Genomic DNA, 18,807 nt, shown 5'->3' with positions numbered 1-18,807 from the left:
TTGGGCGTCGGCCGCGACGTAGCGGCATGGAGTACACCCGACTCGGTTCGACGGGCACGACGGTCTCACAGCTCTGTTTCGGGACGTGGCGCTTCGGCCGGGAGACCGGCGGCGTCGTCGAGACGGACCGCGAGGAGGCCCACGACCTGCTCGACGCGGCGTGGGACCGCGGTATCAACTTCATCGACACCGCCAACGTCTACGGGACGCCCAACGGCACCAGTGAGCGGTACATCGGCGAGTGGCTCGACGACCACGACCGCGAGGACTTCGTCCTCGCCTCGAAGGTGTACTTCCCGTTCGACGGCCGGGGTGAACCCGGCCCCAACGACTCCGGACTGGGGCGGAAACACATCCGCGCCCAGATAGCGGGCACGCTCGACCGACTGGGGACGGAGTATCTGGACCTCTACTACATCCACCGCTGGGACGAGGACAGCGACATCGTCGAGACGCTGCGGACGCTGACCGACCTCGTCCGCGAGGGGAAAGTCCACTACCTCGGGGCGTCGACGATGGCCGCGTGGCAGCTCACGAAGGCGCTGTGGAAGGCCGACGCCGAGGGTCTCGAACAGTTCGACGTGACCCAGCCGCTGTTTCACGCGGGCTACCGCGACGACGTGACCGACTACCTCGACGTGTGCGCCGACCAAGACATCGCCGTCTGTCCGTACTCGCCGCTGGCCGGGGGCTTTCTCACCGGGAAGTACGAGCGCACGGACGACGACGACCCGACGAAGTTCGAGGGGCCAGCGGGTGCCCGCGGCGACATCTACGACTCCTTCGAGGAGTACTACCTCTCGGAGCGGGGCTGGCACGTGCTCGACGAACTCCGGGCCGTCGCCGACGAACTCGACGCCACGCCCGCGCAGGTGGCCCTGCGCTGGTTGGTCGAACAGCCCGACATCACCTGCGTCCCCATCGTCGGCGCGCGGACCGTCGACCAACTCGACGAGAACGTCGGTGCCGTCGACGTCTCCCTGTCGGACGACCAGTTCAACCGCATCGTCGACGCCCGGTACACCGACGACGGTGACCGCTGGGGCCACCGGGCCTGAGAGCGTCTCCGGCCGCTGCTCGCGGCTCTCTCGTCACTCTACCGTCTCCGCCGGGTCGACGACCGAGTCGGTCGCGGGGTCGACCCCGACCTGCTCGCAGGCGTCCGCGAGCGGGCAGGCCTCGGGGTCGTCCAGACACGCGGGCTTGCGCGCGCTGCAGTACTCCCGGCCGAACTGAATCATCGCCGTGTGACCGAAGCCGCACTTCTCGGCCGGCACGTCCCGTTCGAGGTGTTCCCGGACCGCCTCGTGGTCGGCGTCGGCGGGGGCCAGTCCCATCCGGCGAGCGATGCGGTGGACGTGCGTGTCGACGGGGAAGAGCACTTAAAAGTCAATAAAATTTATACTACCAGCGCCATAATGTCTAAACAGAATCATGAGCGACCGGGACGCCCAAGTGAACATCAAACTGGCGCGGGGTACGTTGGACGAGTGGGACGAGTACATCGAGGAAGAGAGTGATTTCACCACGCGGTCGGAGTTCGTTCGGTTCGCCGTCAATCGTGAAGTGAGCAACCAGCAGGAAACCACGCAGGGAACTGACGAGGAAAGTCAGGCGCTCCTTCGAGAGATTCGGGACTCCGTAGTTGACCTGAACGACCGAATGAACAGCGTCGAGAAACAGGTAGATACGCTACAATCTGCTGTTCGCAAAGACCCACAGACCGAGGAATTAGCGAACGAGGTGTTCAGCCTGCTACCTGACGAGAAGCCCGGCACCCACGCGTGGCGCGAAGAGCGTAAAAACCTTCAGACGCAGGCACAGGCGGAGTCCGACCCGGAGATACAGAAGCAGGCCCACGCGTGGGAAGGGACAACCGAGGCGTTAGCAAGAGCGTTCGATACGCCCGAGAGACAAATTTACGACGCCCTCGATATACTTCTCGCGGAAACGCACCTCATATTCAGCGAAGAAACGGGCGACGGGAAAAAGCGCTACTACAAAGAGGTGTAACCAATGCAAGACCCTCTCGAAGAGTTCATCGCGGAAGAGGAAGCGAAGAATCTGGCCCACGATACCCACCGAAAGCGGCGCATGGTGATGGAATGGCTTGACGAATGGGCCGACAAGGACGTTCGAGACTTCGAGCGAACGGACGTTCGTGACTTCCTGAAGCACTTGCAATCGACCGGTCGGTCGGACGGGACGGTTTCGAGTTACATGGCGCAAGTCACGAAACTGTTCGAGTTCCTCGTGAACGAGGGCTACATCTCCGAAGACGAGAATCCACGCGAGAAAGTCACTTACACCGACTATCTCGACTACAAGACCACGGAAGCGCGAAAGGTTCTCCGACAGGGAAACAAGGACTACATCGCCCTTTCGGAAGAAGAGGCAGAGCAGTTGCTATCCAACGCTACTGCCCCGAAAGTACGGAACACTCTCATGATGAAACTCCAACTCGAAACCGGGCCGCGAGTTGGGGAACTGGTCAATGTTCGCCTTCGGGATGTTGACCTTGACGCTCAAGAAGTTACCTACGAGACGCTGAAGAAGGGCGGCGCTGAATGGCGGACTCTTCAATTCAGTGACGGCGTGGCTATCCTAATGAAACAATGGCTCAATGAGGGCTACCGGGACAGATTCAAGTCCGCGAACGATTCTCCCTATGTGTTCGTCTCTCGGTCGGCACCGAAAATCTCCGAAAGTGGATACAACCGCGTCGTCAAGAAAGCCGCTGAACGCGCAGGAATCCAACAGCGTACTCGTACCGACTCAAACGGGAATCAAGAGTGGAAGGTTCGGAGCCACGTTCTCCGCCACACCTACGCCGAGAGCATGGTTCGCAACGGCTGTGACATTAGTCGGCTGGCCGACCTGATGGGCCACGAATCTATCGAGACGACGCGAAAATATCTCGACCACGACCAAGAAGCGCTGAAGAAAGCACAGCGTGAGTTCGCGCCGGACTTTTCGGTCGAGGGGTGATTCCCGTGCCCCTCGCCCGACGCGTAGACGCGACCTGCCCGCGCTGTGGTGACAACAGCGATGTGTAGATGTTCGAGAAAACCGAGCCGACGCTCGTCAAGGAACACTACACCTGCGAGTCCTGCGGGTGCGAGTGGACGGAGAGAAGACAGGACTAACTCGTCCCTTCACTCTTCTACGGTATGCAACAGTTCTTCGAGGGCGACCGCGTTCGTGTGGACATTGGCGATATTGACTGATTGCGTCCCGACGACCTACTCAATCCTGTAGCGACCGATTTCGTCTGACCCACAGTTCAGACACTCGTCCGCGTCGGGTTCGGTTTCGCATCCGCAGTGGCGACACTCGACTACGACTGTTGACCCACCGTCTGTGAGTAGCCGAGTGACCAGCGAGCGGACGCCCATACCGACGTGAACAGTGTCGACGGTCATAACCCTACGGGATGGTTCAGACCCGCTCAAATCGACTCTTGGGGCGCTCACGCGCCAAAGGTTTACCTTCGACGCCGCCGAATTTTCGACTGGAAGGACCACTGTCACACGCTCCTTCCAATCCCTTTCCATGACGCCCGACGACACGCAGATACTCGGTCGGTGTCCGGACTGCGGCGAACCCATCCCTACTGCGTGGCTTCTGGTTGAGTACGAGAAAGACGACGGTAGCGAGGGCGTTTGGGCCGAGTGTCCGGTCTGTGACGACGTGGTCGCGCCGGAGTGACCAAACAGTGGTTTTCCCCATAGGACGGCAGGAATCGTTCAACGACCCGTAGAGCAAAGTAGAGCGAGTGGTGATGGAACACCAGAGACGTATAATGGAGATTCCGACGAAACTACTGACTCTCTTTTCAGCCGAGGTTGACCAGCAAGACGGAAGCTTTGTTATCGAAGTCCCAGAGCAAGAGGTAGACCTCGGTAACGTACAACCCGACGGAACGTATCGGGTGGCAGTACTACCGGGACCGGTCGAAGGTGAGAGCCATGACGATACCGAGGCTGACCGAGTCGACAGTCCCGACCACTCTGACCCACCAGTGGAAGAGGGTGAACGACGGACGGTTGAAATCGAAAGTCTTGGCGACCAAGGCGACGGCGTCACTCGCGTCGAGCGTGGATTTGTTGTTATCGTGAGTGACACCAGTCCCGGTGAACGGGTTACTGTCGAAATCACCAACGTCAGAGAGAACCTCGCGTTTGCCGAAGTGGTTGAGCGTATGAATTTACCCGGCTGATACACTTTCACACCGAGATTCATTCGCAGGGTTTGATAAACCGTCCCTGTGACGTGACAGGACAACATGAATAGGGATGCTGTTGATGAATATGTCGAACAATCTGAAGCTGTTCTTGGCTCTTCTCCACAGATGGATGAAGCCAACACGAAGGCGGCTGTTCTGCGTGACTTCTTGACCCTTCTCAACTGGCAGATTCCGCAAAACACCCAACTTGAATATTCCGTCGAGGCGTTTGGACAGACGTATAAGGTAGATTATGCACTGATTCTGGATGGAGCGCCAGTCGCTTTTCTCGAAGCCAAGGGTGCGGATACCTCTCTGACCGATGACCACGAAGACCAGTTGTCGTCGTACATGACGAACAAGAACGTCACCTACGGAATCCTTACGAACGGCAAGCAGTATCGCTTCTTTCAGCGACGTGTGGACGCCTCTAACGTGGATGTCCAAAGAGTCGGTGACGTAGCCCTCGATGACCTTCCCGACCGTCTTGCCGTCCTGAAAGCCTACGAGAAAGGTACTATCGAGTCCGGTGAGTCCGGCAAAATTCTCGGTCGAATCAACGAACTCCGAAAAGCCCGCCGAACTCTCAAAACAGACAAGGACGACTTGGCAGTCGAACTCTCGAACACGCTGGCAAACGAGGTTTCTGACTCTATCTCGTCACTGGCAGAAACACAGGCAAAAGAAATGATTGACCGGCTCGTGGCAGACATAGACTCGGAAATTGACGCAAACGGCGATGGCGGTACGGACGACCCGATAGGTGGTGGCGGTGGTGGTATCGAACCATCGAACAATCACATCGCTGGTCGGATTAGACGCGCCGAGGTGGATGGTGACGAGGACGCGAAAGTCGCAGTGTTCCCGACGAAGGAATCTGGTCTGCCCTTTTTGAAAGAGAATAATGCGTGGGGTTTTGTTCGTGTTGGGAGTGAGTTCGAGTACGTAGCGATGTATGTGACTGGCGATGTGCGTCAAGTGAAATACTTCGCTTCGGTCAAAGATGTAGTTCCGCCCGAACAGGCTGAACTATCCCGTCCCATCGAAGAGTACGCTGACGGTGCAAAAATAGCAGACGATAAGATGGTGATTCGCTTTGAGCCGGAGAGTCTGTATGAGTTGGACGACCTTCGCTTTGAGCCGGAGAGTCTGTATGAGTTGGACGACCCCGTTCCCTACGAAACGAAGTACCCGCAAGGTCTTCGATATACTACTCTCGGAGCGCTTCGTACAGCAGAGACAACAGACGATATGCTCTAATTCCCGCCGCTCGTTGGTCACAGCCCCGCAATACGGTTTTCGACCGAATTTACTATTACACGAATCACATATTATTGCTCATGACGTTCCGACTCTCCGAAGACGACATCCCCGATACCGAGCCGTGGAGCGACCGGGAGTTCCTGTGGTGGGCCTATCACGAGCGCGGACTGTCGCCCCGAGCTATCGCATACGAGTTAGGAGTCCGGAAGAGTCGAGTTACCGTACACATGGACAGCCTTGGTGTATTGAAGCCGTGGACACATGAACCAACCTTGCGTCGACTCTACGTCGAAGAGAGCCTATCTGCGACCGAGATAGCTGACTGCGAAGGCTTCGACTGCACCCCCGCGACCGTTCGGAAGTATCTGGCCGAATACGGGTTGACGGAGCAAGAGGGAGCTACCTACGGTCGACTCGATGCACTTGAAATATAAACCAGCCAACGCGATTCCAACCTCGGATAGCCGGGCCGAACTTTCCGAACTCGGACTTGGCTGGGTCGGTGTTGGTGTGGTGATAAATAACTCCGAGAGTGAGGGCGAGGGCCGCCGAATAAATCGACGGCGGCGCGACAGGTAGACACCGGCACCCGCTAATACCCCTATCAGCGGTTCGTCGGCAGTCCCAAACCGTCGATGGAGAGCCGGAATCCACAATCATATTGTGTGAAAGTACTGATATGCATACCCCGCAGGCGGGGTGTGAAGCAGTGTACCATGATTACTACGACAACGTAGAAGACGGACCCCGATTCCGCCGATACAGTAGGATTCACCGCCTATTCTGCCACATTCGTACTCTATCGAATAGCGGCGCTCTACGGCGCTTGCGGGTCGTCAGCGATTCTGCTGGTCGGTTGGGTCCAACTATCCCTGAAGACGACGAGAGCGACGACAGACAACACTCACGAACGAGTGACGGCGTCGACCCCGGTGTCGTCCGGAGTGGTTTTCGGGTGTTTCGGGGGTAGGTTGAGCAAGCGAAAGTATCGGCAGAGAGAATCAAACCAATTTTTGGGGGTCGACCTCGGGGGAACAAGGCTATTGCCGGTAGAAGCGATAAAGACGGATATGGGCGAAAACGACACCCCACCGGCGTTGTACGAAAACGTCGAGACTGGACACCGGTCGTCGGTCTACGATTTGGCTATCGGCGCTCGCCACGCGAAGCTCGACAAGGAGCCGGACAACGGACCCGAAGGGGCTATTCGGTTCGACGGCGACCTCTACGTTCCCGTCAACCCGGACTAACTCTCTCGCTGATAGCCCTATTAGCGATTATTCTTGAAATTTCTTCTCGGCTAAAATACAATTACAAGTTTACACTCCGACGAATCATGTAGGCCACCATGACCGACCCATTGCGGCCAGAGGATGAACGCACTGTAGCAACCATCCAAGATTTCTGCCTTCGGCTTTCCGAGTTGCGTCGAGAAGTGGACGACCCGGAAGTCCAAGCCCGACTCGGAGAGGCTGTTCGGAACGCCGAAATTGCACTCGAAATCGTCTACGGCTATCGTGAGGTCTGAACACGGACAGAGAGATTTGTGTCCGCAGATGAAGAACGGAACCGATGTCCAAGATGTCCAGGGTTCACCTGCGTTCTATTTTTGTTTTAGCTCCTTCCTATTCACATTCTATAGTACGAAGAAACCCTGGACATGCTGGACTGAATACGTTCTCGGTCCAGCATGTCCAACATCTATCGGAACAATATTTTCTACCCAGTAGAAGTACAGCAACTGATGAACATTGTAGGGAGAAACCTTGGACATGCTGGACCAGTTTGCCTGAATCCTTATTCGTCCAGCATGTCCAAGAAGAGCAGAGAAACAATATCGGACTTCGGATAGCTCTTCATTGCTACGTGTTACGGGTATGCATTTCCCTGGACATCATGGACGCAAAATTAGTTTAGAAAAGCATCTGGTAAATCACTGTCTTGCTCTTTATTCTTGTCAGTCTCCTTCTCAAAGGTATCGGGTATATCCGAATCTTGACTTTCGTCTCGACCTGTTTTCTGTTCAGCTTTACTCCATGGGGAACTGTTTGGTTGGGTGTGTATGCTGGCAGTGTCTTCGGTGTCTTCGGTGTCTGCGTCTACCTCTGGTCCAGAATCAGTGTTGGAGAACGGACTGGGGCCGTCATGCAATATTCAGTACCTCACAAAGCATCACCAGTTAGCCTGACCTAAGTCACCTGTTCTGTCGTGATGAGTCGTCGATAGCGGTTGAACAACACTAATCGGAGACGGAGCTGTCGCTGTCGGCGGCGGTCAGCCGCCGACGCGACAGCGTAGCCACTCACAAGGCGGCGATCCTGGTAAGTGACTACCGATGAAACCGGTCGTCAGGTGGCCGGTTTGCGGGGACGGCCCGACGCACCGCGAGGGCCGTCCACGCGGCCCGGCGAACCATATTCACGAACTCCTTGTACGGCCACCACCAGAGGCGACGCCCACCTCGGCGGGGCGTCGCCACGTATTCGTAGTGGAGATACCGCCAGACGTTCTGCAACAGCAGACTCACCACGACGTACATCAGTCTCACCGTTGCGTCTCGTGTCGTTGTCGTCGCTATCGCTTGCTCGGACAAGCGATAGCTCGACTCGATACCGAAGCGTTTCGAGTAGTGGTATCGAGCGTCGCGTGGAGTCTCGATGAACGGCGCGTCAGCGGCGTAGCCGTGACGCGCCACGCCGTTCTCGTCATACCGTCCATTCAGGTACGTACAGTCGATGTAGACGGGAAACTCGACGGTCCAGCTATGACCGTCGAGTTTCCCTGTCAGGTCGTGTTGAATGACGCGGCTCCAGCCTTCCGAGAGTTCCTGCTGAATCGCCTCACCCCACCGGATGATCGGGACCACGTAGGCGTAGTTATGCGCCTGAAGCAGCGTGAGACACTTGCTGTCGTAGAATCCGCGATCGAGGTAGACGGCCTTGACCTCGGTGTCAAGGCCGTCAAGCACACCGAGGAACTCAGCGAGGACGCTGCTGGCGGTGTCGCCGTCTTCGAGACGGCGCACCGCCAGCGTGTAGCGTTTGTTCTTCACACGCGCGTAGAGTGTCGCGTACGCGTGGAACGCGGTGGTTCCCCGCTTCGCTTCCGAGTGGTAGAGGCCGTCTGTGTCGGCTTCGTCACCGTAGTAGGGCCGCAGGTGGAGGTCTGCGCAGACCTCCACCTGCTCGGGGAGCAGTTCGACGACATCCTGCCGAAGGAGTGTGTTAGCGACTCGTTCGAGCCGTTCCGGCTCGAACTTCGTCCGCAGGTGGTAGAGGATCGTGTTCGCCGATGGCGAGTCTTCACTGGAGTTGCACAGCGTGGAGATCGAGGTCCCGTCGGCGGTCGCGCCGACGAGGACCTCGTAGATGTCCTCGGGATCGATTTCAGCGTTATTCGCCAGGGTGAGAGAAACTTCCTCGTCAAGCCGGTTGACGAGGAAGTTAAGAAGTTGGTCTTCGTGGATTTCACTGTCCGCTTGCTTTGCTTGCTTGGACACAACTCAGCAAGCGGACTCCTTCAACTTGCGAGCTTTGTGAGGTACTGATATTACACCTCGGTAACAACGAGTGCGGTCGCCATCAATTACCGGTCGTGAAATCGTAATACCGTATTCTTGTTTCAGATGGCTGGTGAATTGCTTTTTGCTTTCGACCGCCAGCCCATTCTCATAACAAAAGTCCGTGTATTTCTCGTATAATTTCTTTTTCGGAACTTTAGAATCACTGGCCATTCCAAGCTCGGAACTCACAAACTGGTCAATCGAGTCACCGTGGGTTTGCCAGAGGTCGCGTTTCTCTTCGCTTGAGCGCTCTCTGGTGAACCCACCTTGCTCTATTACCCTCGCATAGCCGTCAAGTGCCCAATTCAGGATTCCCGATAATTCGTCTTGCAGTTTAGATTTCAGGTTCCCATCACGAGCATCTTCAGATACTGATTCGGGGAACCGAACGTGGAGCCACCGTCGATAGAAGGCATCATCTGGGTCGTTGATACTTGGAACCTTATTGGTCGCATAAATCTGCTTAGCTGTCATCTCGAAGCTAAAGTGGTCTTCGTACTTCCGGTTCGCTTCAACCGCGTCTCCAGATACAAGCTGTTTGAATCTTCCTGTGTTTTGAATTGCACTATCATCCAGGTCATTGCAGATGTTTGCATGAACGTTGTGAGCTTTCGACAGTGCAAATTGGCTATCTACCATCTGTTGAAGCGTGAGGTGCGAGGTGTTTTCTTCGCCCAAAAGACTTGTAATTGTATCAAGGAATGTGCTTTTGCCTGCGGCAGTCTCACCTACTAATATCAGAGATTTATCAAATAGAACGTCGTTTGGCGAGCCTACAATGTAACCGATGAACTCCTGAAGTTTGGCAATATCCTTGTCAGCCACCTGTTCTGCAATGAATTGGTCGAACCGTGGTGAGTCAGCGCTTGCGTCAAACTCCGCACTTACCCGCGACCGGAAATGGTACTCGGAACTGTGTGGGAGAAGCTTCGGCTTCTTTGGTTTTGAGAGGTCAAGGACACCGTTTTTAACACAAACTTTCGAGTTTTTTGATACGGATTCTCTTAATATATTATTATGGTGTTTCAGTTTGTATATTATTCTGTCTGCTTCTCGCTCGCTATTGAACTGTCCGAGCTTCTTTTCCAATAAGCGCCGGACGCACTCTTCGGCGTTCTGTTCATATATTCCCGTCTCATCACTGTAGAGGAGCAACTCGCCGCTATCTGGGTCCACAGCGAACTCGCTTGTTTCTACCAAGCGCTCTACTGCTTTTTGCCTTGCTTCACCGGCACCAGACTTTTCGTAGACATGGCGAATCACTTCCCAAGGAACTGTCTCGTCAATTGATGTTACCGACCAAGGCTCCGGATTGTCGAGATAATCGTTGACTGGCTTCGGGTTTTTCAGTAGCACCGAGAGAGTAGAGAGAGAATTTCCATCAGGTAACTTCTGCTGTTCAAAGGCACGCTTCATTTCTTCCGCCGAAACGTCTCGGACAGCGTGGGTTGTGATTAGACAGTCTTCTGGGTAGAACCAAGTATTTTCATCCCCCGTGATGTCTGCCGCTACCTCGGCAGGGGAAAGGTCCGTTTCAGTATCTTCGGTGCTATTCGTTGATTTTTCAGTCTTTGAGTTCTTGTTTTCCATTGTTGGAGTAGTGTGTGAATTGTAGTCAGGTGGTCTGGTCAGGGCCAGCCCACTGTTCTTGACCTCATCAGCAGGTGTGCAGTTCTGGCTCGTACTGCTCGGCCATTTTTTGGAGTAGGGTATCGTAGGTCTCCCCACACCGTTTCAAATTTCGTATAGTTTCGAGCGTGTCCGGGTCGCACGTAATTGAGGTTCGGCTTCCACTCGCCATGATACACCCATTTTGTGGGCCTTGAATACAATGAATGTTGGTTTTGAAGTGGTAAGATAATCTACTATTCATTCCAAGTGCTGGGATGAAGTGACAAGTTATATATAGGAATATGCAGGAATAATCTGGCGCTATGCTTGCGCTCGTTCGCTCACAGAGTGTCAGGATTTCTATGTTCGGCTCACTTTCCCCAGTTCAGTTTCCAGGTGAGCCAGTGCCGACCGGGCTTCAGTTCTGTTAGTCGTACCCCCCACAATCACTTTTCCACTGGCGAAGACGAGTAGGGTTAATTCGTATTCTGCCGGTCGATAGATAAGACCAGGGAACTGTTCTGGTTCGTACTCCGTGTTCTCCATACCGAGAGCGATAGTCAGAGCTTCCAGATTCACGTCTTGGTCGAAGTCTTCGATGAAGACCGACGTGACGTGGGTGAACTCGTATGCGGGTACCTCAACGCCGACTTGAGAAAGAACATCTTGGAATCGGTCAGCCGAATCGGAAAGGTCGTCTTCGGTTTCTGCCCCCCGAATCTGGAACGTCCCAGTTCGGTAGAGAGTGTAAGCAGGGCCGTCGTCTTCGAGTCGCACCGTGGCCATACCGTTGCTGGTAAAGTTGGCGTCAACGTCGCCCAGACGGCTCTCAAGCGCTTCTACGAGCGTCTGTAAGTCCAACTCCCGCCCCAGCGACCCACTGCCCATCGTACTCACGATGTCCATTGCGGAGATAGTGTTGCGTACAACCCATGCGATGTAGTGGTTTGCCTTTCGGTGCCGACGACGGCTCCACCGCAGAGCATATGATGGCTCCGGGTAACGATGGTGATATGACCTTATCTCCGGACGAACTCGAAAATCATCTCTTCAAGTGTGCTGACATCATCCGAGACGCCGTCGACCCGACAGACTACAAAGAGTTCATCCTACCTCTCGTCTACTACAAATCCATCTCCGACGAGTTCGAGAAACAGTACGCCGAGAACGTTGAAGAGTACGGAGAAGACTTCGCTCGGCGGGACAACCTCTACGACATCCCCGTCGTTCCCGAAGGACACCTCTGGAAAGATATTCGAGCCGTTAACGACAACATCGACCAAGCGCTTGACGAAGCCTTCGACGCACTGGTGGAAGCGAACCCGGACCTGACCGGCGTTTTTCTGGCCGACTACATCGACGCCGACGCCCTCGGTGACGACCGGCTCGGTCGGTTGGTCGAACATCTATCGAAGCACGACCTCGACCGGGATAGCGTACCCCCAGATATGCTCGGAGAGGCGTACATGGACTTGGTACGCCACTTCGCGTCCCAGGAAGGGAAAGACGGCGGGCAGTTCTTTACACCGCCCCACATCGTCCGTCTGTGCGTTAGGCTGGTGGACGACTTCGAGGACGGCGAGACCTTCCACGACCCGACAGTCGGCTCCGGCGGGATGCTCACCGAAGCCGCGCAGTACTACCGCGAAGAGCAAGGTGGCGACCCTGGGAAGCTCAAATTCACCGGCCAGGAAATCAACCCCGACATCGCCGCCATAGCCCGGATGAACCTCTCCATACACGGCTTAGAAGGCGAGATAGCCCGCGAAGACTCGCTGGCCAGTCCCGCGTTCACGAACGACGACAGCAACGAGTTAGAGCGGTTTGACTACGTCTTAGCGAACTTCCCGTTCTCGGCAGACTGGGCGAAAGACGAGCTTCAGGACGACCCGTGGGGCCGCTTCCACTGGCACGAGAAGCTTCCCCGCGCCGACCGGGGTGACTACGCCTTCATTATGCACATGGCCGAGCAACTGAAAGACCCTGACCGGGGCGACAACTCCGGCGGGAAGGCCGCTATCGTCATTCCCCACGGCGTGCTGTTCCGCAAGCACGAACAGCGCTACCGGAAGCCGATGCTCGAAGACGACCTCGTGGAAGCTATCGTCGGTCTACCCGAGAACCTGTTTCAGAACAATACAATTCCGTCGGCTATCCTTGTCTTGAATACGGACAAGCCACCCGAGCGCGAGGGAGAGGTTCAGTTCATCCACGCCGCCGACGAGGACTTCTACCGCGAACTCTCGAACCAGAACGAACTGACTGACGAAGGGGTCGACCACGTCATCGAGAGCTTCCGGAATTGGACCACCGAAGAGCGGGTCAGTCGAACAGTGGGGCTGGACGAGATTCGGGAGAACGACTACAACCTGAATATCGCGCTGTACGTCGATACGACAGAGCCAGAGGAAGACATCAACGTAGAAGCGGAACTGGAGACGCTTCGGGAGCTACAGGCCGAGCGCGACGAGATAGAGGCGACAGTGGACCAGCACATGGAAGCACTGAACTATGAGTGAAGAAGCCACCCTGGATGAGTTCGTGGGTTCAGCAGACAAAGATGACGAAGAGTCAGAACCAGAACAACCTGAAAGTCGGTTTTGGGGACAGGTACCGACGGACTGGGAACTCGTGGACGGCTCCGACGTGTATGACGTAAATCCCAATCCGAAGCCCGACAAAGAACCGAACGCCTACATAGAGATGGACGCGCTCGACACGGAGCTTCCGTGGCCCATGTACTTCGGTGAACGGAATGCTTCGGAGTACAGTGGCAAGACGTTCACCGCTGGAGACACGCTCTTTGCGCGAATCACGCCGTGTACCGAGAACGGCAAGGCCGCACTCGTTCCCGAGATGGAGACCAAGGTTGGCATCGGGTCAACCGAGTACGCCGTTCTCTCTCCAGAGACAAGCAGAGTGAACCCGTGGTTTCTCTACTACGTGGGGAAGTCACACCCCGTTCATAATTACGCTGTCTCCCGAATGCGTGGGTCTACTGGCCGTCAGCGTGTCCCATTTACTGTGTTCCGTCGGGAACTCGATATTGCGCTTCCATCACTCGAAGAACAGCGCAAAATCGCCACTGTACTCCACAACATCGACCAAGCGATTCAGAAGACCGAGGAGCTAATTGACCGATACGAACGGTTACAAACCGGTCTGTTACGAAAACACTTCGGCAAACAGTCTATTGATGAGGAATATTCGGAAGAACGAGTGAAAAAGCAATTGGGGCCAAAAAAATACACCGTTCCGGCAGACTGGAAAATCACAAAAATCGGCAATATCGGTGAGGTAGTGACAGGCGATACTCCTTCAACGAAGAATGACGAATACTATGGCGGAGAACTACCGTTTGTCACTCCGGAAGACTTTGGTGAGGAAAAGTACGTGTACGAAGGTAGTAGAACTCTAACTAACGAAGGCTCTGAAAAGTCACGACCCATTCCGGACGGGTCAGTTATGATGGATTGTATCGGTATGGATATGGGTAAGGTTAGAATCGCTGGTCGGGAACTTGCTACCAATCAGCAAATCAATTCTGTTGTGGTCAATAGCGACGAAATGATTCCAGAGTTCTTATACTATCATCTAAAGTCCATATCGAATCTAATACAATCACAGGCTGGTCAGACACGAACACCCATAGTGAGTAAGGGTCAATTCATTAAATTCGACATATTCTGTCCACCAATAGAAAGTCAAAAAGAGGTGGTCTCATCGCTGTCAGTCTGTGACCAGTTGGCTGAAAAGGAATCAAGATATGCTGACCATCTTCGGAGAGTCAAGCAGGGCCTCATGCAAGACCTGCTGTCTGGAACAATCCGGACAACCGACACTAACATAGAGGTGCCAGACAGCATTACACAGCATGGTTAGTATCCCGTCCGAACAGGGCGTCGAACGCTCTATTCTATCCTGGCTTGACGGCGTCGGATGGGAGACCCACGGCCAAGACGGCGACCGTGGCGCGAACACCCTTGACGACGCATACGAGCGCCAGAGTCACGAAGTCGTCTACTGGAATCTACTGGCTGAACAGGTTATCGAACTCAACGACGAAGTGACCGAAGACAACGTCGACAAGTTCATTTCGTCGCTGAAACGCGACCTCGACGCCGAGAATCTTGCCGACGGCAACCAGACCGTACACCAACTACTCACGAAGGGCAAGACCTTCTCGGTCCAGCGACCCGACGGGTCCAGCGACACCGTCTACGTCGACCTGATAGACCACGAAACCCCAGAGAACAACCGCTTCCACGCGGTGAACCAGTTCTCGGTCTCGCGGGAGACGACCATCCGTCCCGACGTGAATCTCTTCGTGAACGGGATTCCGCTGGTCACGATGGAACTGAAGAGTGTCGCCCAAGATAACGACTGGCACGACGCTGTCAGCGACCTCTTAGAATACGAAGACGACGTTTCTCGGCTGTTCGTCCCCGGCCTATTCAACGTCGCCGCCGACACGATGGAACTGCGCTATGGCGCTGTCGGCGCGTCGAAAGAGTTCTACGAACCCTGGAACGACGCCCCCGAAAAGTACCAGGACGATAACGATATGAAACAGGCAGTCCAGGCGCTCTGCAATCCGTCGACGGTACTGGACCTGCTGAAGAATTTCGTTTTTTACGAAGAACAGACTGGCGGCACCGCGAAAATCATCCCTCGATACATGCAGTACTACGCGGTCAACGCGATTCTCGGTCGTGTCGACCGCGACGAACATGACAACGGACTGGTTTGGCACACCCAAGGGTCGGGGAAGTCGTTCACCATGCTCTATGCCGCCGAGAACTTGCTGTCACGCGACGTAGCCCGCAACCCACAGGTGTTCATCATCGTCGACACGGACAAGCTCAACAGCCAGATGCGGGACCAACTAGCGAATCTCTCGCTGGACCGCTGGACCGAAGCCGAGAGTATCGACCACTTGGAGACGCTTATCCAAGAAGGTCAAAGCGAACTGGTCCTGACCACCATCCAGAAGTTCGAGGACGTAGAGCCGGACGTACAGGGCAACGACGAAGTGGTGGTCATGTCCGACGAAGCCCACCGCTTCATGGAAGCCGACCTCGGGAGTCGACTCGACGCCGCGCTTCCCGACTGCTACCATTTCGGCTTTACTGGAACTCCCGTCCGTGAGGGCGAGCGCCACGAAGACCGAAACACGTTCCGCGAGTTTTCGCCCGAGGGTGAAGACTACTTACATCGCTATTCCGTCAAGCAAGGTATTGACGACGGCCTGATTCTCCCCGTCTACTTCACGCTCCGTCACGAGATGGAGTGGGAGATAGACGAAGCTGGGTTGGACGAGCGCTTCGAGCGAGAGTTCCGAGGGCTGACCACCGACGAGAAACGCGAGTTCATACAGAACAACGTCAATGCGACGACGCTGGCCGAAATCGAACCTCGCGTCGATAAGACAGTCGAAACAATCGACCAGCACTACGACAAACACGTATCCCCGAACGGCTGGAAGGGGATGGTCGTCACCCCAAGCCGACGGTCAGCGGCGATGTATGGTGAACGGCTCATCGAGCGCCGAAGCGAAGAGGAAGTCGAAGTTCTCTACACCGCTACCAACGACGACTCGGACCTGATTCAGCAGTTCCACACGGACCCTGACGAGCGCGATGGGATTGTCAAGCAATTCAAGAAGACCGACGAGGAAGCCGAAGAAGAGACGCCGAAACTGCTGGTCGTCCACAACATGCTCTTGACCGGCTTCGACGCTCCGATTCTGAAGACGATGTACCTTGACCGGAATCTCAAGAACCACAACCTAATGCAAGCCATCGCCCGGACGAATCGGCCCGCCGAAGGCAAAGAGAACGGCGAAATCGTGGATTTCCAGGGAGTCTTCGAGAACATTGACGACGCGCTCGACTACGACGCCGAGACGAAAGCCTACGCCGCCCGCGACAAAGACGAACTCTACGACGACCTCGTAGACCAGTTGGAGACAGTCATGGACATCTTCGATGGGATTCCGAAGGACGACACGCAGGAAGCCGCTTACGAAGCTGTCGAGCGAGTTAGCACCCACCCTGAACGCCGCCAGTTCAAACAGGGCTTCCGGCGACTCCAGAACCTCTACGAAGCCGTTGCACCCGACGGACGACTCGTTAGCGAGGGAATCGAGCGAGACTACAAGTGGTTGAGTCGGGTTCACGTCGCGTTCAAGCGAACCACGTCAGGGGAAGAAGACCCCGACGAAGACATGCGAGAGAAGACCCGCGAGATTCTAAACGAGAACGTCGACATCCCCGAAATCAAAGACGATTTCCCGACGTACAAGCTCGGAGAGGAATACCTCGAAGACGTAGAAGGATTGGATAATCCCGGCGTGAAAGCGTCCCAGATTGCTCACGCGACCCGCGAACACCTGCACCCACGCGAGAACCAGAACCCCCGCTACAAGCGATTGAGCGAGCGTGTGACCGACATCGTAGAGCGCTGGCAGGGCGAGGACATCAGCGACCCAGAAGCCGTTGAAGCGTTGAAATCGGTCGAAGAGGAGATTCAGGCCGTCGAAGACGAAGCCGACGAACAGGGGATGGACGACGCCGCCTTCGCTATCTACACCCACCTAACCGAAGAGACTCCCGACGCTGTCGACTCTGAAGACCAATCCGAAGACATCGCAGAGGCCATCGTTTCCGAGTTCCGTGACCGGGTGGACCGTGGCTATGCGGGTTGGCAGACCAACCAGCAGACGATTAACGAAATCGAACGTATCCTGCTAGACGTACTGGTCGTAGAGTACGACCTGGGCCATCTGATTCAGGGTGACGACGAGTTTGTAGACGCCATGCGGGACTACCTGATTCAGAACCATGAGTAAGACTCGGTCGCGGAACATCAACCTGTTGGGAACCACCATCGAGTACGATGTTCGCCAGAGCGGGGACGCGACGGAACCACGAATCGACGTAGACATCCACGGTGTTACAGTCGTCGTGCCGGAATCGGACGAACCACGTCCGTCGGAGTTACTGAAAGAGAACGCGGCCTGGGTGTTGGACAAGCATCGGTCGTATGAGTCCTACCGAGACCAAGTACCCGACCGACGCTTCGAGGCTGGCGAGCGGTTCCCGTTCTTGGGGGTTGACCGGGAACTCGTAATCGAGCCACGTTCCAAACACAGCGTGACCGACGATACGATTCGACTCCGGCAAAGCGCTATCGACCAATCGTCGGTCAAGACTGTTCTGCGGAACTTCTACCGAAGTCGGGCACGGGACTACCTTACAGACCGTCTGGACCACTACGCGGAACAGATGAGCGTCGACTACGAGAAGCTGGAACTCCGAAACCAGCGAACCCGGTGGGGGAGCTGTTCGACTGGCGGGACGATTAGCCTGAATTGGCGGCTGGTTATGGCTCCACCTGACGTGATTGATTATCTGGTCGTCCACGAACTCGCCCACCTCACCGAACAGCACCACGGACGGGAGTTCTGGCAACGGGTTGGCCGGTACGTTCCGGACTACAAGGAGAAAGCCGAATGGCTGGAAGAGAACAGTACGCGGCTGATTTTTAGCGAAGACGACGTGTGATTAGGCGAGTGGCCGTAATTTGTCAAACATCTCACCGACGGCGTCGGCTACATCTGTGAGATTCGTCAGACCGGTACAGAGAACCTTTCCGCTGGCAAAAATCAGAATAACGTGGTCCGATTCGCGGTACATGAGACCGGGGAATTGCTCGGGTTCGTACTCGACTTGTTCCATCCCGAGTTCGAGCGCAAGCGCTTCGAGTGGAAGCTGTGACCCGAAATCCGCCGTGGCAACGATGTTGCTGATTTCGACAGTCGGTTCGTACTCATACTGAAGAATATCTTTCATGACCTGATTGACGCGCCGGGCGACCTCGTGGAAGTGTTCGGTTGAGTTGCCGCCCGCGATTGAACACCGGCCACTCCGATAGAAGGCGACATAGGTGTCGTCAGGGGCGAATCGGGTTTGGAGCCAGTGGTTCTCTGCTGGTTCGTAGGTCACATCGGTAATTTCGTCGCGGGTCGAGAATGTATCCGCCAGTGCGTCTAATGCAATCTCTTGCTGGTAGGTGATTGTCCCGACGACGTTAGCGACCGTTACCTCTGTCACTGATTCATAACAGGCGGTGGGGGTGTATAACT

Annotated in this window: 17 protein-coding genes and 1 pseudogene; 13 read left to right on the top strand and 5 right to left on the bottom strand. The window is 55.5% G+C overall.

Features of this window, described 5'->3' with window-relative positions:
* Positions 1-26: 26 nt before the first annotated feature.
* Positions 27-1,058 carry an aldo/keto reductase gene (locus ACV7JO_RS09610; protein ID WP_470353190.1) on the top strand — a complete coding sequence of 344 codons (1,032 nt, stop codon included), beginning with the start codon at positions 27-29 and terminating at the stop codon, positions 1,056-1,058.
* 33 nt (positions 1,059-1,091) lie between these two features.
* Here ACV7JO_RS09610 and ACV7JO_RS09605 read toward each other — a convergent pair.
* Positions 1,092-1,379 (bottom strand): annotated as a pseudogene (locus ACV7JO_RS09605) (endonuclease III domain-containing protein); the annotation flags it as partial.
* A 55-nt stretch (positions 1,380-1,434) separates the two neighbouring features.
* Between ACV7JO_RS09605 and ACV7JO_RS09600 the strand changes: the two are divergent.
* From ACV7JO_RS09600 to ACV7JO_RS09565, 8 genes are all read left to right on the top strand, one after another.
* Positions 1,435-2,013 carry a hypothetical protein gene (locus ACV7JO_RS09600; RefSeq protein WP_470353189.1) on the top strand — a complete coding sequence of 193 codons (579 nt, stop codon included), beginning with the start codon at positions 1,435-1,437 and terminating at the stop codon, positions 2,011-2,013.
* A gap of 3 nt (positions 2,014-2,016) precedes the next feature.
* A complete protein-coding gene (locus ACV7JO_RS09595) occupies positions 2,017-2,988 on the top strand; it encodes a tyrosine-type recombinase/integrase (RefSeq protein ID WP_470353188.1) in 972 nt (323 codons plus the stop codon).
* A gap of 564 nt (positions 2,989-3,552) precedes the next feature.
* Positions 3,553-3,708 carry a DUF7837 family putative zinc-binding protein gene (locus tag ACV7JO_RS09590; RefSeq protein WP_470353187.1) on the top strand — a complete coding sequence of 52 codons (156 nt, stop codon included), beginning with the start codon at positions 3,553-3,555 and terminating at the stop codon, positions 3,706-3,708.
* Positions 3,709-3,802: 94 nt separating this feature from the next.
* A complete protein-coding gene (locus ACV7JO_RS09585; protein ID WP_470355767.1) occupies positions 3,803-4,219 on the top strand; it encodes a TRAM domain-containing protein in 417 nt (138 codons plus the stop codon).
* A 66-nt stretch (positions 4,220-4,285) separates the two neighbouring features.
* Complete coding sequence (locus ACV7JO_RS09580) at positions 4,286-5,485, top strand: type I restriction enzyme HsdR N-terminal domain-containing protein (RefSeq protein WP_470353186.1); 1,200 nt, start codon at positions 4,286-4,288, stop codon at positions 5,483-5,485.
* A gap of 80 nt (positions 5,486-5,565) precedes the next feature.
* Positions 5,566-5,922 (top strand): hypothetical protein, encoded by a 357-nt coding sequence (locus ACV7JO_RS09575; RefSeq protein ID WP_470353185.1) that lies wholly within the window; start codon positions 5,566-5,568, stop codon positions 5,920-5,922.
* A gap of 636 nt (positions 5,923-6,558) precedes the next feature.
* Positions 6,559-6,738 (top strand): hypothetical protein, encoded by a 180-nt coding sequence (locus tag ACV7JO_RS09570; protein WP_470353184.1) that lies wholly within the window; start codon positions 6,559-6,561, stop codon positions 6,736-6,738.
* Positions 6,739-6,836: 98 nt separating this feature from the next.
* A complete protein-coding gene (locus ACV7JO_RS09565) occupies positions 6,837-7,016 on the top strand; it encodes a hypothetical protein (protein ID WP_470353183.1) in 180 nt (59 codons plus the stop codon).
* 801 nt (positions 7,017-7,817) lie between these two features.
* On the opposite strand, the gene ACV7JO_RS09560 is transcribed toward ACV7JO_RS09565, so the two are convergent.
* The 3 genes from ACV7JO_RS09560 to ACV7JO_RS09550 form a co-directional block, all read right to left on the bottom strand.
* Positions 7,818-8,987, bottom strand: a complete 1,170-nt coding sequence (locus ACV7JO_RS09560; protein ID WP_470353182.1) for an ISH3 family transposase — start codon at positions 8,985-8,987, stop codon at positions 7,818-7,820.
* A 3-nt stretch (positions 8,988-8,990) separates the two neighbouring features.
* Positions 8,991-10,778 carry a DNA primase family protein gene (locus ACV7JO_RS09555; protein WP_470353181.1) on the bottom strand — a complete coding sequence of 596 codons (1,788 nt, stop codon included), beginning with the start codon at positions 10,776-10,778 and terminating at the stop codon, positions 8,991-8,993.
* A gap of 243 nt (positions 10,779-11,021) precedes the next feature.
* Positions 11,022-11,549, bottom strand: coding sequence for a TATA-box-binding protein (locus tag ACV7JO_RS09550; protein WP_470353180.1), 528 nt, complete (start codon positions 11,547-11,549; stop codon positions 11,022-11,024).
* Between the two features lie 125 nt (positions 11,550-11,674).
* Between ACV7JO_RS09550 and ACV7JO_RS09545 the strand changes: the two genes are divergently transcribed.
* The 4 genes from ACV7JO_RS09545 to ACV7JO_RS09530 are packed head-to-tail and all read left to right on the top strand — an operon-like array spanning position 11,675 to position 18,226.
* Positions 11,675-13,180, top strand: coding sequence for a type I restriction-modification system subunit M (locus tag ACV7JO_RS09545; protein WP_470353179.1), 1,506 nt, complete (start codon positions 11,675-11,677; stop codon positions 13,178-13,180).
* Positions 13,173-14,543: a restriction endonuclease subunit S gene (locus ACV7JO_RS09540; protein ID WP_470353178.1), complete on the top strand. Its 1,371-nt coding sequence runs from the start codon at positions 13,173-13,175 to the stop codon at positions 14,541-14,543. Before ACV7JO_RS09545 ends, ACV7JO_RS09540 begins: the two co-directional genes overlap by 8 nt.
* Positions 14,536-17,511 (top strand): type I restriction endonuclease subunit R, encoded by a 2,976-nt coding sequence (locus ACV7JO_RS09535; protein ID WP_470353177.1) that lies wholly within the window; start codon positions 14,536-14,538, stop codon positions 17,509-17,511. The genes ACV7JO_RS09540 and ACV7JO_RS09535 overlap by 8 nt, the downstream gene beginning before the upstream one ends.
* A complete protein-coding gene (locus ACV7JO_RS09530; protein WP_470353176.1) occupies positions 17,504-18,226 on the top strand; it encodes a M48 family metallopeptidase in 723 nt (240 codons plus the stop codon). The genes ACV7JO_RS09535 and ACV7JO_RS09530 overlap by 8 nt, the downstream gene beginning before the upstream one ends.
* On the opposite strand, the gene ACV7JO_RS09525 is transcribed toward ACV7JO_RS09530, so the two are convergent.
* Entirely contained in the window at positions 18,227-18,775 is a 549-nt protein-coding gene (locus tag ACV7JO_RS09525; protein ID WP_470353175.1) for a TATA-box-binding protein, read from the bottom strand. It abuts the gene before it with no gap.
* Positions 18,776-18,807: the final 32 nt, after the last annotated feature.

This window comes from Haloarcula sp. MBLA0138 (assembly GCF_055632455.1).
Note: the sequence above shows the minus strand (reverse complement) of the source record. Positions and strands in the feature narration are given on the sequence as shown.